This window comes from Streptomyces sp. NPDC006335 (assembly GCF_040612795.1).
GTDB lineage: Bacteria > Actinomycetota > Actinomycetes > Streptomycetales > Streptomycetaceae > Streptomyces.
In genome coordinates, this window is the sequence record NZ_JBEXQX010000026.1 from 101,359 (window position 1) to 117,272 (window position 15,914).

The 15,914-nt window shown below is 71.0% G+C and carries 13 protein-coding genes; 4 read left to right on the forward strand and 9 right to left on the reverse strand.

What is annotated here, in order from left to right; all coding sequences use genetic code 11:
- Positions 1-51: 51 nt before the first annotated feature.
- The 4 genes from glpK to ABZ098_RS41405 form a co-directional block, all read right to left on the reverse strand.
- Positions 52-1,563, reverse strand: a complete 1,512-nt coding sequence (gene glpK, locus ABZ098_RS41390) for a glycerol kinase GlpK (RefSeq protein WP_356599572.1) — start codon at positions 1,561-1,563, stop codon at positions 52-54.
- A gap of 115 nt (positions 1,564-1,678) precedes the next feature.
- On the reverse strand, positions 1,679-2,404 hold the full coding sequence (locus ABZ098_RS41395; RefSeq protein WP_356599574.1) for an MIP/aquaporin family protein: 726 nt from the start codon (positions 2,402-2,404) through the stop codon (positions 1,679-1,681).
- 405 nt (positions 2,405-2,809) lie between these two features.
- Positions 2,810-4,000, reverse strand: a complete 1,191-nt coding sequence (locus ABZ098_RS41400; RefSeq protein WP_356599576.1) for a lipid-transfer protein — start codon at positions 3,998-4,000, stop codon at positions 2,810-2,812.
- Complete coding sequence (locus ABZ098_RS41405; RefSeq protein WP_356599605.1) at positions 3,997-4,422, reverse strand: zinc ribbon domain-containing protein; 426 nt, start codon at positions 4,420-4,422, stop codon at positions 3,997-3,999. The genes ABZ098_RS41400 and ABZ098_RS41405 overlap by 4 nt, the downstream gene beginning before the upstream one ends.
- A 135-nt stretch (positions 4,423-4,557) precedes the next feature.
- On the opposite strand from ABZ098_RS41405, the gene ABZ098_RS41410 reads away from it, so the two are divergent.
- Positions 4,558-5,094 carry an NUDIX domain-containing protein gene (locus ABZ098_RS41410; RefSeq protein ID WP_356599578.1) on the forward strand — a complete coding sequence of 179 codons (537 nt, stop codon included), beginning with the start codon at positions 4,558-4,560 and terminating at the stop codon, positions 5,092-5,094.
- A gap of 3 nt (positions 5,095-5,097) precedes the next feature.
- On the opposite strand, the gene ABZ098_RS41415 is transcribed toward ABZ098_RS41410, so the two are convergent.
- Positions 5,098-7,464, reverse strand: coding sequence for a TIM-barrel domain-containing protein (locus tag ABZ098_RS41415; protein WP_356599580.1), 2,367 nt, complete (start codon positions 7,462-7,464; stop codon positions 5,098-5,100).
- A gap of 212 nt (positions 7,465-7,676) precedes the next feature.
- Between ABZ098_RS41415 and ABZ098_RS41420 the strand changes: the two genes are divergently transcribed.
- Positions 7,677-9,644, forward strand: a complete 1,968-nt coding sequence (locus tag ABZ098_RS41420; RefSeq protein WP_356599582.1) for an acetoacetate--CoA ligase — start codon at positions 7,677-7,679, stop codon at positions 9,642-9,644.
- Between the two features lie 9 nt (positions 9,645-9,653).
- Here ABZ098_RS41420 and ABZ098_RS41425 read toward each other — a convergent pair whose 3' ends face one another.
- The gene (locus ABZ098_RS41425) at positions 9,654-10,973 is read right to left on the reverse strand and encodes an aminotransferase class I/II-fold pyridoxal phosphate-dependent enzyme (RefSeq protein WP_356599583.1); all 1,320 of its coding nucleotides are present in this window, start codon (positions 10,971-10,973) and stop codon (positions 9,654-9,656) included.
- A gap of 120 nt (positions 10,974-11,093) precedes the next feature.
- Between ABZ098_RS41425 and ABZ098_RS41430 the strand changes: the two genes are divergently transcribed.
- Positions 11,094-12,302 (forward strand): MFS transporter, encoded by a 1,209-nt coding sequence (locus ABZ098_RS41430; protein ID WP_356599585.1) that lies wholly within the window; start codon positions 11,094-11,096, stop codon positions 12,300-12,302.
- Positions 12,303-12,324: 22 nt separating this feature from the next.
- Complete coding sequence (locus ABZ098_RS41435) at positions 12,325-13,218, forward strand: hypothetical protein (RefSeq protein ID WP_356599587.1); 894 nt, start codon at positions 12,325-12,327, stop codon at positions 13,216-13,218.
- Between the two features lie 70 nt (positions 13,219-13,288).
- Here ABZ098_RS41435 and ptsP read toward each other — a convergent pair whose 3' ends face one another.
- The 3 genes from ptsP to ABZ098_RS41450 form a co-directional block, all read right to left on the reverse strand.
- On the reverse strand, positions 13,289-14,959 hold the full coding sequence (ptsP, locus tag ABZ098_RS41440) for a phosphoenolpyruvate--protein phosphotransferase (RefSeq protein ID WP_356599589.1): 1,671 nt from the start codon (positions 14,957-14,959) through the stop codon (positions 13,289-13,291).
- An 83-nt stretch (positions 14,960-15,042) separates the two neighbouring features.
- Positions 15,043-15,492: a PTS glucose transporter subunit IIA gene (locus tag ABZ098_RS41445; RefSeq protein WP_356599591.1), complete on the reverse strand. Its 450-nt coding sequence runs from the start codon at positions 15,490-15,492 to the stop codon at positions 15,043-15,045.
- 77 nt (positions 15,493-15,569) lie between these two features.
- A partial coding sequence (locus tag ABZ098_RS41450) for a hypothetical protein (protein ID WP_356599593.1) occupies positions 15,570-15,914 on the reverse strand: 345 nt, incomplete at its 5' end.

Consider the following 15,914-nt stretch of genomic DNA (forward strand, 5'->3'; position numbering starts at 1 on the left):
CCCCGCCGACAGGGGTACGGGCCGCGGCTGGACGGCACTACGCGCGCGTGCCTAGTTCTCGCCGTCCTCCTCCCAGCCGAAGCTCTTCTCCACCGCCTTGCGCCAGTTGCGGTACTGGCGGTCCCGCACGGACGCCTCCATGTCCGGCGTCCACTCGACGTCCTTCTGCCAGTGGGACTTCAGCTCGTCGAGGTCGTTCCACACGCCCGTGGCGAGTCCGGCCGCGTAGGCGGCGCCGAGGCACGTGGTCTCGGAGACCTTCGGCCGGACCACAGGCACGTCCAGCACATCCGCCTGGTGCTGCATGAGCAGGTTGTTCTTGGTCATGCCGCCGTCCACCTTCAGGGTGGTGATCCGCACCCCGGAGTCCTGGTACATGGCGTCCACGACCTCGCGCGTCTGCCAGCTCGTCGCCTCCAGCACGGCCCGGGCCAGGTGCGCCTTGGTGACGTATCGCGTCAGGCCCGTGACGACTCCCCGCGCGTCCGAACGCCAATAGGGCGCGAACAGGCCGGAGAAGGCGGGCACGATGTACGCGCCGCCGTTGTCCTCGACACTGGCCGCGAGGGGCTCGATCTCGTCGGCGTTACGGATGATGCCGAGCTGGTCGCGGAACCACTGGACGAGCGCGCCCGTGATCGCGATGGAGCCCTCCAGGCAGTAGACCGGCGCCTCACCGCCGATCTTGTAGCCCATGGTCGTGAGCAGCCCGTTCTTCGACGGGACCGGCCGGTTGCCCGTGTTGAGCAGCAGGAAGGAGCCCGTGCCGTACGTGTTCTTCGCGGTGCCCACGTCGTAGCAGGCCTGCCCGAACACCGCGGCCTGCTGGTCGCCCAGCGCCGACGCCACGGGCACGCCCGCGAGTTGGCCGACCGCGGTGCCGTAGACCTCGGCGGACGACCTGATCTCGGGCAGGACGGCTTCGGGCACGTTCATCGCGGACAGGATGGACTGGTCCCACTGGAGCGTCTCCAGGTTCATCAGCATGGTCCGGCCGGCGTTGGTCACGTCCGTGACGTGCCGGCCGCCGTCCGTGCCGCCGGTGAGGTTCCAGATCAGCCAGGAGTCGATGGTGCCGAACGCGATCTCGCCGTTCTCGGCACGCGCGCGAAGGCCCGGCACGTTGTCCAGCAGCCAGGCCGCCTTCGGCCCCGAGAAGTAGGTGGCCAGCGGCAGCCCGGTCTGCTCGCGGAAACGGTCCTGCCCGTCCGAGCCACCGAGCTGGTGGGTCAGGGCCGCGGTGCGGGTGTCCTGCCACACGATCGCGTTGTGCACGGGCTTGCCCGTGGCGCGGTCCCACAGGACCGTCGTCTCGCGCTGGTTGGTGATGCCGAGCGCGCTGAGCTGGTCGGCGCGCAGCCCCGCCTTGGCGATCGCCCCGGCGACCACGGCCTGCACCTTGGACCAGATCTCGGTGGCGTCGTGCTCCACCCAGCCCGGCTTGGGGAAGATCTGGCGGTGCTCGCGCTGGTCGACGGCCACGATCGCGCCGTCCTGGTTGAAGATGATGCAGCGGCTGGAGGTGGTGCCCTGGTCGATGGCGGCGACGAACTTGTCCGTCATGACGTCCCCTTCGTCGGTTCCTGCACAAGGCGTGTTCAGAAGGCCGGTGTTTCAGAGGGCCCTTGTCCCAGAGGGGCGTTGTCTCAGAGGGCCGGTGTGTCAGAGAGCCGGTGTCTCAGAAGGCTGCGTTGAAGATCACCCCGGACAGTGCCCCGCCGATCAGGGGCCCCACCACCGGGATCCACGCGTAACCCCAGTCCGAGGTGCCCTTGTTGGGGATCGGCAGCAGGGCGTGGACGATGCGCGGTCCCAGGTCGCGGGCCGGGTTGATGGCGTACCCGGTGGGCCCGCCGAGGGACAGACCGATGCCGACCACCAGGAAGGCGACGACGAGGACCGCGGTCCCGGACTCGCCGAGCCCCTTGGTGAGCCCGAAGGCCAGGATCGGCAGGACCAGGCCGACGGTCGCGATGATCTCCGTGACCAGGTTCGCCACGGGATTGCGGATCGCGGGCCCGGTGGAGAAGATCCCGAGCGTGGGCTGGGCGAGCTCCTCCTCGGCGTTGGCCCGGAACTGCGCGTAGTAGACGAGCCAGCACAGGACGGCCCCGAGCATGGCACCGACCATCTGTCCGGCGATGTAGACCGGCACCTGGTCCCAGTCCCCGGTGTCGACGGCGATCCCGAGGGTGACGGCGGGGTTGAGGTGCCCGCCCGACAGCGGCGCGGCGGTGTACGCGCCCGCCAGCACGCCGAAGCCCCAGCCGAACGCGATGACGACCCAGCCGGCGTCCTTCGCCTTGGAGTGGTTGAGTACGACGGCGGCGACCACGCCGGCGCCGAAGAGGATCAGAATCGCCGTACCGATGACCTCGCCGAGGAATACGTCTCCGTTGCTCATGGCGGCTCCTAGGCCCTGGCCCGGGACGGTCCCGCCCCGGTCCTCCTCCGTGCAGGGTTGCGGTTCCCTTGGCGAACTGCCGAGGGCAGGGAGGATCCCGCGCCCCGCCCGGCGTCCGCGACGAGCGTGCCGTCGCAGCCGAATCGCCCGTGGGGGTATGGGCCTTGGCTCGTGGGGGCCCGCGCGGCGTGGTGCCTGGAACGCCGAGAATGTACGGCGATGTCGACCGACACCGGAAGTGTTCACCGGGCCCCGGGGAGCGTCAAGGTCGCCGACGACAACGGTTGGGACGAGCACCCGAAGCGCTTCGGTCGAGGGGCGCGAGGGCCGAACCGCTTTGGTTGGGGGGCGTGGGGTCCGGACCGCTTTGGTACGGACCGTACGGAGAACCCCTTTCCCCTCCGCTCACCGCACGGCGATCACCGACGACCCGTGCCCGAACAGCCCCTGGTTCGCGGTGATCCCCACGCGCGCGTGCTCGACCTGCCGGTCACCCGCGTCGCCCCGCAACTGCCAGGTGAGCTCACACACCTGGGCGATCGCCTGGGCCGGCACCGCCTCGCCGAAGGAGGCGAGTCCGCCGCTCATGTTGACGGGTATGCGCCCACCCGGCGCCGTCGTCCCCTCGCGCAGCAACTTCGCGCCCTCGCCCTCTCCGCACAGACCGAGGTCCTCGTACCACTGCAACTCCAGGGCGGTGGACAGGTCGTAGACCTCGGCGAGGGAGAAGTCCTCCGGCCCGACGCCCGCCTCCTCGTAGGCCGCGGCCGCGATCGAGGCACGAAACGTCCCGTCGACGGGCTCCACGGCGGCCGCGGAGTCCGTCGCGATGTCCGGCAGGTCCAGCACCGTGTTCGGATACGTCGGCGTCACCGTCGACACCGCCCTGATCCGCACGGGCTCGGTCACGCCCCTGCGGCGTGCGAACTCCAGGCTGGAGAGCACCAGCGCCGCCCCGCCGTCCGAGGTGGCGCAGACGTCGAGCAGCCGCAGCGGATCGGCCACCACGGCGGAGGCCGCGACCTCTTCCGCGCTGACCCGCTTCCGGTAGCGCGCGTACGGATTCAGCGCGCCCATGGTCGAGTTCTTCACCTTGACCTGCGCGAAGTCCTCCACCGTGTCCCCGTGCACGGCCATCCGCCGGCGCGCGTACAGCCCGAAGTACGTCGGGTTGGTCGCGCCGAGGACCCGGAACCGCAGCCAGTCCGGATCGTCGGGCCGGTCGCCGCCCGCGGGCCGGAAGAACCCCTTGGGAGCGGCGTCGGCACCCACCACGAGCACCACGTCGGCCAGGCCCGCCAGGATCTGCGCCCGCGCGGCGGCCACCGCCTGCGCCCCGGACGCGCACGCCGCGTACACGCTGGCGACCCGGGCGCCCTGCCAGCCCAGCGCCTTGGCGAAGGTCGCCCCCGCCACGTAACCCGGATAACCGCCCCGCACGGTGTCCGCGCCGACGATCGACCCGATCTCCCGCCATTCCAGGCCGGCGTCGGCCAGCGCCGCGCGAGCCGCCGCCACGCCGTACTCGACGAAACCGCGCCCCCACTTGCCCCACGGGTGCATGCCCGCGCCGAGCACCGCCACCTCTCCCGTCATGCCGTCACCCCCGTCGGCCGCCACCGCCACGTCGTCCAGACCGTCTCCCCGTCCTCGTGGAGCACCCCGGGGACGACCTCCACCTCCGCGCCCACGACCAGATCGGCGACGGTGACCCCGGGAACCGCCTGTCCGAGCACCACGATCCGCTCGGCGGCCAGCTCCACAGCGATCAACGTGTACGGCTCCCACGGAAGTTCCGGATCGGTCACATACGGTGACGGCGGCCGGTAGCGGCTGTCCGTGTACGACCAGACGCGACCGCGCCGCGAAAGGGGGATCTCCGCCAGATCGCCACCGGCGCATCCGGGGTTGCGGCAATGGCCGTCCTCGCGCGGGAAGAACACCGTGGCGCAGGCGGAGCAGCGCGTCCCGAGAAGGGTGAAGTCGTCTCCGTCACCGGCGAACCATCCGGCGACCACAGGCGTACGCGTGCGCGGCAAGACCCCTCCCCGGACTGAATCTGACGGAACGTCAGAAGTGTCGCACGGGCGGCCGCAAAGAGGCAGAGGGCCCGACGGAACCGGACCACCTGATGATCGGATACAGTCCGCGGCGTGTCCGAAACTCAGCACTCCACCCCCAACTCCGCACCCGGCTCGCACTGTTCGAGCTGCGGAGCGCCCTACGGAGAGGGTGTCGCGGGCTGGCCCCGCACCTGTCCCGTATGCAACACCGTGGCGTACCGCAATCCCCTGCCGGTCGCCGTCGCACTCCAGCCGGTGTACGACACACAGGGCACCGCCCTGGTCGTCATCACCCGGACCGTGGCTCCCGCGCGCGGAGGCATCGCGCTGCCCGGCGGCTACATCGACGACCGCGAGGACTGGCGGCACGCCCTGGTCCGCGAACTCAAGGAAGAGACCGGCATCGACGCGGCGAGCCGCGACGTACGACTCGTCGACGCGCTGAGCTCGCCCGATGGCCACCTGCTGCTGTTCGGGGCGCTGCCGGAGCGTCCCGCCGACGGCCTCCCGCAGTCCGCGGCCACGGACGAGACGGAGGGCTGGCATCTGCTGCGCAGGCCGGAGGAGCTCGCCTTCCCGCTGCACACACTGGCCGTACGGGCCTGGTTCGAGGGCCGCTACCTCTGAGCCTCAGCGGGCTCCCAGCCCGCGCAGCCGCACGGGGTGGGACGGTTCGCTCAGACCGTCCTCGCCCTCCCGCTGAACGACCACCTTCCGCCCCTCCCAGCGGGCGACGTACCGTTCGATCTCCGGTTCGTCCCAACCGTCGCCCGCGTCCTGGACGACCAGTCCGCCCCCGCTCCGTCCCCGGGCGGGCGCCCACACCTCCAGTACGGTCCCGCCGTCGTCCCCACGCACCGGGATGACGGCACCCGCGCGTGCCAGCACCGGGATCCGCGACAGGGGAGCGTCGACGAGAACCTGTCCCGGTCCCTCGTACACCTGTTCCGTGGTCGTGTCGTACCAGCGCCCCCGCGGCAACTGCACCGCACGCCGGTCGCCGCCCGGATCGAGCACCGGAGCCACGAGCAGGCCGTCACCGAGCAGGAAGGCGTCCTCGCAGTCCCGCAGGGCGCGGTCCTCGGGCGCGGACCACCACAAGGGCCGTACATAAGGCGCTCCGGTACGCCGGGCCAACTGCGCCAGCGTCATGAAGTACGGCAGCAGCCGCCGGCGTTCCACGAGCGCCACGCGCGCGTGCTCCAGCACCTCGGCTCCGAACTCCCACGGCTCCCGGCGCCCCGCCCGCGGACTCGCGTGGGTACGGAACAACGGCAGATAGGCGCCGAGCTGGAACCAGCGCAGATACAACTCGGGCGAGGGGTGCCCGTCGTAACCGCCCACGTCGGGCCCCGAGTACGGCACCCCGCACAGCCCGAGCCCCATCACGAGCGAGAGGGAAGCCCGCAGGCCCGGCCAGCCGGTGGCCACGTCACCGGACCAGGTGCCCCCGTACCGCTGCATGCCGACCCACCCGGAGCGCGAGAACAGGAAGGGCCGCTCGTCCGGCACCAGCTCGCGCAGACCCTCGTGGCCCGCCTGGGCCATGCACAGCGCGTAGACGTTGTGCGCCTCCCGGTGGTCGCCGCCGCGGCCCTCCAGGGAATGTCTGGCCGACCGCGGCAGGGTGGACTCACCGAACGCGTTGAAGGACGTGGGCTCGTTCATGTCGTGCCAGAACCCGCTGAACCCCGCCGCGAGCCGCTCCTGGTAGAGACGGCCCCACCAGGCACGCACACGCGCGTGCGTGAAGTCCGGATAGACCGCCTCGCCGGGCCACACGACCCCCTCCACGACCTGACCGGACGCGTCCCGCACGAAGGCGTCCTCGGCCGTCCCGCTGTCATGGACGGCGTTGCCGGGCGCGGCCTTGACCGCCGGGTTGACTATCGACACCAGCCGGATGCCGTCCCGCAGCAGTTCCCCGGCCAGTTGCGGCAGCTTGGGAAAACGCTCCTGGTCGACCGTGAACACCTGGTGTTCGTCGTAGTGGTCGATGTCCAGGTGGACGGCGTCGAGCGGCAGCCCGCGCTCCTGGTACCCGGCGACGATCCGCCGCACCTCCTGCTCACTGCCGAAGCCCCAGCGGGCGTGATGATGGCCGAGCGCCCAGGACGGCGGCAGCGCGGGCGCCCCGGTCAGCGAGGCCCAGGCGAGCAGCACGCGCGCGGGAGTGCCCACCATCACCCAACAGCGCAGCGGGCCGCCGGTCATCCGCAGCTCGGACATCCCCGCCAGGTCGTGCCCGGAGCCGGCGCCCTCCTCGCCCTCCCGCAAGGTCACGGTGCCGTCCCACGAGGTGTCGTGGAACACGAGATGGGTGGCGGCGTCGGCCACCACCAGCTGCACCGGCATCGTGACGTACAGCGGATCGTCCCCCGGCCCGAACGCCCGGCCCGGGTCGGTGTTCCACAGCCGGTACGTCCCGTCCCGCAGCCGAGGCCCCGAGGCCCGTCCGCCCAGCCCGAAGAACCGGGCGTCGGCGGCCACCTCCGACCGCTGCACCCAGCGCGCCTCGCCCCCTCCCACCGGCTCCCACCAGCGGGGCGGCAGATCCCGGCGCAGGCTCACCCCGCCGGGCGTACGCACCTCGACCGCTCCGTGCCGTGACACCACGACCGTCGCCCGCTCGGCCACGACCCGCCAGCCGCCGTCCTTGTCCGGCTCCAGCACCGCCCGGGGATCCGGCTCCGGACAGCGGCCCGCGAGCGCGTACGACGGCTCCGGCCCGGCCCCGTCCCACCCCCAGAAGACCGCCCCGCTCACCGCGACGACGATCCGCAGCTCGGAGCGGCTGAACCGGACGACACCCCCGCCCGGGCCCGGCTCCACGTCCTGGACCGGCCCCGGCACCCGCGCCCGCTCGGCCCCCCGCACCGGCAGCCCGACCGCGTCGGTACGCCTCCTGCGCCACGCCGAGCGCACGGTACGCAACCCTTGGGGCGCCCCCGCCGAACCCACAGCCTTTATGGAACGCACCAGGTCACGACCGTTCATGCTGCTCACCCTGCCACTCACTGCCCCACCCGCGCGTGCCGTTCAACTGCCGTTCACCCGTGCCGGGGCCACATCTTCACGACACGGACTATGTGGGGCGCACCCTGGCGTAGAAGTTGATCACATGGCATCGTCCCTGTCAGCCGCGTCACGCGCACACCCCTTGCCCGTGCGCGGGAGACGCACACGACGCGCACAGTCCGGGAGCCCCCATGTCGACCGAGAATCCCCAGCCGCTCTGGCAGCCAGATCCGCAGCGCATCGCCAGGTCCCAGGTCACCAGGTTCCAGGCATGGGCGGCCGAACACCACGGCGCCCCGGCCGACGGGGGCTACGCGGCACTCCACCGCTGGTCCGTGGACGCGCTGGAGCCGTTCTGGGAAGCCGTCACCCAATGGTTCGACGTACGGTTCTCGACGCCCTACGCGCGCGTGCTCGGCGACCGCTCGATGCCCGGCGCCGAGTGGTTCCCCGGCGCCACCCTCAACTACGCCGAGCACGCCCTGCGCGCGGCCGCAACCCGCCCGGACGAACCCGCCCTCCTGTACGTCGACGAAACCCACGAACCGACCCCGGTGACCTGGTCCGAGCTGCGCCGCCAGGTGGGCTCCCTGGCCGCCGAGCTGCGCGCCCTCGGCGTCCGGCCCGGAGACCGCATCAGCGGCTACCTCCCGAACGTCCCGCAGGCCGTCGTCGCCCTCCTCGCCACGGCCGCGGTGGGCGCCGTCTGGACGTCCTGCGCCCCCGACTTCGGCGCCCGCAGCGTCCTGGACCGCTTCCAGCAGGTCGAACCGGTCGTCCTGTTCACCGTCGACGGCTACCGCTACGGCGGCAAGGAGCACGACCGCCGCGAGACGGTCACCGAACTCCGCCGCGAACTGCCCTCCCTGAGGGCCGTCGTCCACATCCCGCTCCTCGGCACCGAGGCCCCCGAGGGCGCCCTGGAGTGGGACGCCCTCACGCGCGCGGACACGGAACCGGTCTTCGAGCAGGTGCCCTTCTCCCACCCCCTGTGGGTCCTGTACTCCTCGGGCACGACGGGCTTGCCCAAGGCGATCGTCCAGTCCCAGGGCGGCATCCTCGTCGAGCACCTCAAGCAGCTCGGCCTGCACTGCGACCTGGGCCCCGAGGACCGTTTCTTCTGGTACACCTCCACGGGCTGGATGATGTGGAACTTCCTCGTCTCCGGTCTCCTCACGGGCACGACCGTCGTCCTGTACGACGGCAGCCCCGGCTACCCCGACACGGGCGCCCAGTGGCGGGTCGCCGAACGCACGGGCGCCACCCTCTACGGCACCTCGGCGGCGTACGTCATGGCCTGCCGCAAGGCCGACGTGCACCCGGGACGCGACTTCGACCTCTCCACGGTGCGGTGCGTGGCCACCACCGGCTCCCCGCTGCCCCCCGACGGCTTCCGCTGGCTGCACGAAGAGGTCCGCGAGGACCTCTGGATCGCCTCCGTGAGCGGCGGCACGGACGTGTGCTCGTGCTTCGCGGGCGCCGTACCGACCCTGCCGGTCTACATCGGCGAGCTCCAGGCGCCGTGCCTGGGCACCGACCTGCAGTCCTGGGACCCGAGCGGCAAGCCCCTGATCGACGAGGTCGGCGAGCTCGTCGTCACCAACCCCATGCCGTCGATGCCGATCCACTTCTGGAACGACCCCGACGGAAGCCGCTACCACGGCAGTTACTTCGACACCTATCCCGGAGTGTGGCGGCACGGCGACTGGATCACCCTCACCTCGCGCGGCTCGGTGGTCATCCACGGCCGGTCCGACTCGACGCTCAACCGCCAGGGCGTCCGCATGGGTTCGGCCGACATCTACGAGGCCGTGGAGCGGCTCCCCGAGATCAAGGAGTCCCTGGTCATCGGTATCGAGCAGCCCGACGGCGGCTACTGGATGCCCCTCTTCGTGCACCTGGCCCCGGGAGCCGTCCTCGACCAGGCACTCCTCGACCGCGTCAAGCAGACCATCCGCGAGAACCTCTCACCCCGCCACATCCCCGACGAGGTCATCGAGGTCCCCGGCATCCCGCACACCCTCACCGGCAAGCGCATCGAGGTCCCCGTCAAGCGCCTGCTCCAGGGCACCCCGCTGGAGAAGGCGGTCAACCCGGGCTCCATCGACAACCTCGACCTGCTCCACTTCTACGAGGACCTGGCCCGCAAACGCGCCTGACGGAGCCGGTCAACCACCGTAGGTGGCCTCGGACTCGCCGAGCACACCGGCGAAGTCCGAGGCCAGCCGCGCCGCGTCGGCCGACTCCAGCTCGGCGGCCGTGATCCGCACACCCGGACCGGCCGACAACCGGAACCGGGCCCCGGCGGCAACCCACCAGCCGTAGGACCGCAGCCCGTTCACCACCGCCGACTCGTCCCGGACGGGCACCCACACGTTCATCCCGCTCGCCCCGTGCGCCTCGATGCCCCGCTCGCCGAGCTCCCGCACCAGAGCCTCCCGGCGCGACGCGTAGGTCTCCTGGGCACGAGCGACCAACGCGCGCGTGCTCTCGTCGACGAGCAGCCCGTGCACCGTCTCCTGCAGCAGATGACTGACCCAGCCGGACGTCAGCAGCAGCCGCCCGTCATGCCGGCCCAGGGTGACCGGATCACAGGCGGCTGCCGCCCACCGCAGGTCCGTCCCCAGGAACTTGCTCACCGTCCGCACATGCACCCAGCGCGACAGCCCACCGCCGGACAGCGTCCGCAGCGGAGCGTCGGCCACGGCGGAAGCGTGATCGTTCTCCACGACCAGCACCTCGGGGTGATCCCGCAGCACGTCCACCAGCGCGTCCCGGCGCCTGGCCGAGAAGCGACCTCCGTACGGATTCTGCGCCCGTGGACTGCACACGAGCGCCCGCGCGCCCGACCGCAGCGCCTCACGCAACGCCTCCGGCGACACCCCTTGATCATCCACGGCGACCGGGACCATGCGCAGCCCCAACGCCGTGACCAGATCCAGCAGATGGTGATAGCCGGGATCCTCCATCGCCACGGCGTCACCGGGCCGTAGCTCGACGGAGAGCAGCCGCCCGACCAGATCCAGCGCTCCGTGCGCGAAGGTCACATGCTCCACGGGCACGCCGTCGGGCCCCAGCCACGCGCGTACGGCGTCCTCGAGCCGCGCCAGCCGAGGCGTCGATCGGTGCGAACGGGCGCCGGGGGACAGCCGCGAGGGCGGCACCAGACCAGGGAGCAGCCGCGGATCGGGGTGACCGCCCGCCAAGTCCCGCAGCCCCTCGGGCACCTTGGGCGGCCGACGCGACGCCACCGCGGGAGCCGGTGCCACGACGGTCCCGCCGCGTCCCCGGGTGGCCACGATCCCCCGCTGCCGCAGCTCCTTGTACGCCGTGGCGACCGTCCCCGGGCTCACGCCGAGATCGTCCGCGAGCCGCCGCACCGGGGGCAGCGCGGCTCCCGGCGCCAACGACCCCTCGGCCACGGCCCGTTCGACGGACGCCGCAATCCCCTTGGCTGTCGTACCACTGATGCCATATTGTGTTGCCACGTTGCGAAGTATGTATCAGTACATAAATGAAAAGCAAGAAGGCAAGGGGGAGCAGTGCATCCGATACGGCGCACGGCAGCATGGTCGAAAAGTGTTCCCGGAGGCCGCGACGGGCGCAGAATGCTCGCCATCGCGCTCGTGGACCGCATCGGCAGCGGACTGTGGGCGTCCGTCTCCGTCCTCTACTTCACCTACGTCTCCGAGCTCTCCCTCGCCCAGGTCGGCACCCTCGCCGCTGCGGCCGGCGCCATCGGCATCGCCGGCGCACCGGTCGGAGGCAAGCTCGCCGACCGGTTCCCGATCACCCGGGTCCTGCTGATCGTCCAGCTCGTACGCGCTGTCGCCTCCTGCGCACTGCTCACCACGCACGACTACGCCCTGCTCATCGCCTTCTCGGCGGTGGGCGGTCTCGGCGACCGCGCCGCGAGCATCCTCACCAAGCTCTACGCCACCCGGGTCGCCGGCCCCGACCGCGTCCGCTACCAGGCCTTCCACCGGACCGTCGCCAACGCGGGCTGGGCGCTCGGAGGCCTCGCCGCCGCGGCGGCCCTGACGCTCGGCACCACCACCGCCTACCAGTGGCTCCTCGCAGGCGACGCCCTGTCCTTCGTCGCCTCAGCGCTGCTCACCCTGCGCTGCGGCGAACCCCCGTCCCCCTCCCGCACCGTCATCACCTCGAAGCACCCGGCCCCGACCTCCAGACCCGCGAACCCCTGGCGCGACCGCACCTACCTCGCCTACGTCGCCACCGAGACCGTCCTCTTCCTCGACGACGCCGTGTTCAAGGTCGGGCTGCCCCTGTGGATCGCCCACGAGAGCAGTGCGCCGAACGGCCTGGCACCCCTCCTGATGGTCCTCAACAACGTCATGGTCGTGGCCCTCCAGGTGCCCCTCGCCCGATTCGGCACCACCACGGCCGCCGCCCGGAACCTGCTCCTGCCGCTCTCCGCCACCTTCGCCCTGGGCGGCGCCGCCATGGCACTCGCGGCCACGGGCGGAACCGTCACGGCCACAGCCCTCCTCACGGCCGCGGCAACCGCCTTCACCATGGCCGAGATGCTCCACGCCACCATCTCCTGGGAACTCTCCGTCGCCCTCGCCCCCGGCACCGCGCAGGGCGCCTACCTCGGCGTCCACGGCCTGGCCCAGTCCGTACAGCGCACCTTCGGACCACTCGCAGTCACGGCGGCCATCGTCACCGGCCCGGCAGGATGGGCCGCCTTCGGCACAGCCATCGCCCTGACCTGCGCAATCCAGCATCGACTGGTCCGGGGACGCCTCACTCAGACCTCATTGTCAGTGCCGCCAGTTACTGTGAGTGAGCATTGATCGACTGCGCACAGGGGGAAACATGGCGCACACCGACCACCAGACGATGCGAGGCGTCCTGCGCCGCGAAATCGCCGGCACCATCGGCCTGCTCACGGACGAACACGACTTCCGCGCCATGCGGCGCTACCGCAGCTTCACCTTCGACGATCACACGACCTACCTGAAACAGGTCGAAGAGCTACTGAGGACCCGAGCCGCACAGGGCAGCCACACCACCGTCGCCCTCTTCGACCCCCAGGAATACGCCGAGTTCTGCGAGGAGACGGGCCTCGACCCGGACATCCCGTCCAGCCGCACACGCTTCACCGCCGAACTTGCCACCACCGGACCGACGCTCCCCTACGAGGGCCAGCCCCTCACCGACCTCGTGCCGGCCCTCGTGGACGAGGCCGTCCGACAGGCCACCTGGGAGTACGCGACCACACTCCTCGCCCGCCTCGGCGCCTGCGGTGCCTGTGGAGAGGACATCGGCCGCGCGGCCTTCACCCGAGCCTCGAACCTCCTCGTCCGCATCCTCGACACAGCCCTCCCGGGCGAACACCACCTCGTCTGCAGCATCACCGGCACCCCGGAGACCCTCGTCTCCGTCCTCCACTCCGAGGAGAACACCGACGGAGCGGTACGCCTCGACGAGGCAGAGGCACTCGAATTCACCACGGTCCTCGCCCTGGGCATCGCCACCCAGAGCCCCGGCGGCCTGGTCATGCGCACCAGCGCCCCCGGAACCACCGACCGCATCTACGGCTGGCGCGTGCGCGGCGACGGCCTCGAACCCCTCACCGCAGGAGAGGTCTTCGACGCCTACTGCACCGACTTCGACTCCGGCGATCTGATCGCCCCTGAATCGGACGTCGACTACTGCGTGCCCCCCGACCTCGGCCCGGAAGGACAGACGCCGCGCCACAGTCACTGAAGACAAGGAGGGCGCCCCACCCGCAGGTGGAGCGCCCTCCGGAAACCAGCAGCCGACCGATCCGGTCCGACTACTCGCCCGACAGCACCGCCTGAGCCGCAGCACGCGCCTCGTCGGCACTGTCGGCGGCCCGCGCGGCTGCGGCGGCCCGCTCGCACTGCGCCAGCGTGTACTTCGCCAGCGTCGCCCGGACGTAAGGAATGGACGCCGCACCCATGGAAAGGGAGGTGACACCAAGACCGGTCAGCACACAGGCGAGCAGGGGGTCGGACGCGGCCTCACCACAGACACCACAGCTCTTGCCCTCGGCCTTCGCCGCCTCGGCGGACAGCGCGACCAGGTCGAGCAGCGCGGGCTGCCACGGATCCTGCAGCCGGGACACCGCACCCACCTGACGGTCGGCGGCGAAGGTGTACTGCGCGAGGTCGTTGGTCCCCAGCGACAGGAACTCGACCTCCTGGAGAATCGACCGCGCCCGCAGCGCGGCCGAGGGAATCTCCACCATCGCGCCGAACTTCGCCCGCAGCCCGGCCGCACGGCACGCGTCGGCGAACGCCCTGGCATCGGCACGGTCCGCCACCATCGGGGCCATGACCTCGAGGTAGACCGGCAGCCCCTCGGCAGCCTTCGCGAGCGCCGTCAGCTGGGTCCGCAGCACCTCAGGGTGGTCGAGCAGCGTCCGAAGACCGCGCACCCCGAGTGCCGGGTTCGGCTCGTCGGCCGGCGTCAGGAAGTCCAGCGGCTTGTCCGCGCCCGCGTCCAGCACACGAACGACCACACGCCCCTCGGGGAACGCCTCGAGAACCTGGCGGTACGCCTCGACCTGCTTCTCCTCGGACGGAGCGTTCTTGCTGTCGTCGAGGAAGAGGAACTCGGTACGGAAGAGACCGACACCCTCGGCCCCCGCCTCGACCGCGGCGGGAACGTCCGCAGGACCGCCGACGTTGGCCAGCAACGGCACCTTGTGACCGTCGGCGGTGGCACCAGGACCCGTCGACGCGGCGAGCGCGGCCTTCCGCTCGGCGGCAGCGGCCTCCAGCTCGGCCTTCTTCTCGTCACTCGGGTTCACGAAGATGTCACCGGTGCTGCCGTCCACGGCGATGACCGTGCCCTCGGCGAGCTCACCGGCACCCGGCAGCGCCACGACGGCCGGCACACCGAGCGCCCGCGCCAGAATCGCACTGTGGCTCGTCGGCCCGCCCTCCTCGGTGACGAACCCGAGAACCAGCGTGGGGTCCAGCAGAGCGGTATCGGCGGGCGCGAGATCGCGCGCCACCAGAACATACGGCTCGTCACTGTCCGGGATACCCGGCATGGGCACCCCGAGCAGACGGGCGACGATACGATTCCGCACGTCGTCGAGGTCGGCGACGCGTCCGGCGAGGTACTCACCGGCACCCGCCAGCAGCTCCCGGTAAGCGGCGAACGCGTCGTACACGGCACGCTCGGCCGTGCTGCCGACGGCGATACGCCGGTCCACGTCCGCCATCAGCTCGGGATCCTGCGCCATCATGGCCTGCGCCTCGAGCACCGCCTGAGCCTCGCCCCCGGCCAGATTGCCGCGCGCCAGCAGGTCGGCCGCCACAGCTTCCACCGCCTTGCGGGCGAGCCCCTGTTCACGCTCCGCGTCCTCGGCCGGAATCTGCTTCGCAGGCGGCTCCAGGACCGCCGTTCCCATGTGCCGAACCTCGCCGATCGCCACACCGTGGCTCACGCCGACGCCTCGCAGCGTTGTCTCCATCTCACCCGTCTCCGATAGTGCGGCGGGTCCCACCGCCGCGATTGGTTGTCGTCCCTACATGCCGTCGTACGACGGCACTGGTGTCACTTCCAGGCGAAGAGACTGTCGCCGGCCTTCACATCGCCTTCGTCACGGAGCTCGGAGAGTGCCTCGGCCGTGGCCTCCAGAGCCACGACCGGGCAGACCGCGGACTTGCCGGCGGCTTCCACGGCGGCCGGGTTCCAGCGCACGATCGCCTGGCCGCGCGCGACGGTGTCGCCCTTGTTCACCAGCAGCTCGAAACCCTCACCGTTGAGTTGAACGGTGTCGATGCCGAGGTGGACGAGCACGCCGTGTCCCTGCTCGTCCACGACGACGAACGCGTGCGGGTGAAGAGAGACGACCACGCCGTCGACGGGTGCGACCGCCTCGGACGGTTCGCGCACGGGATCGATCGCCGTACCCGGGCCGACCATGGCCCCGGAGAAGACCGGATCCGGCACGGCGGCCAGTCCGATGGCGCGTCCTGCAAGAGGGGACGTCACGGTGGTCATGGGAAGCCTCCCAGGGGTGGAGCTGCGTATATGGGCCGTCACTGCTTGCTTCGGACGGCTCTGCTCAGCAGCGTATGTCAGATGAAGTAAGGGCTCCGCACGGAAGATACCGGCTGGTGGTCTAGACCACCAGCCCAAACGATTTGCACCGCTTCCGAGACCGCGTGTACAGTCGTACTCCTGCTTGAGGCCGAGCGGCGCGACCAAGTGCCCTGGCCTGGCAGCATCCAACTTGTCAGATCCCATCTCCGGATCATGTTCTGCATGCCTGCAGGACGGTGGTCGGAGGGCCGGAAAAACACTGATAGAGTTTGGAACACCGAAGGGAAGCCCGGAGGAAAGCCCGAGAGGGTGAGTACAAAGGAAGCGTCCGTTCCTTGAGAACTCAACAGCGTGCCAAAAATCAACGCCAGATATGTTGA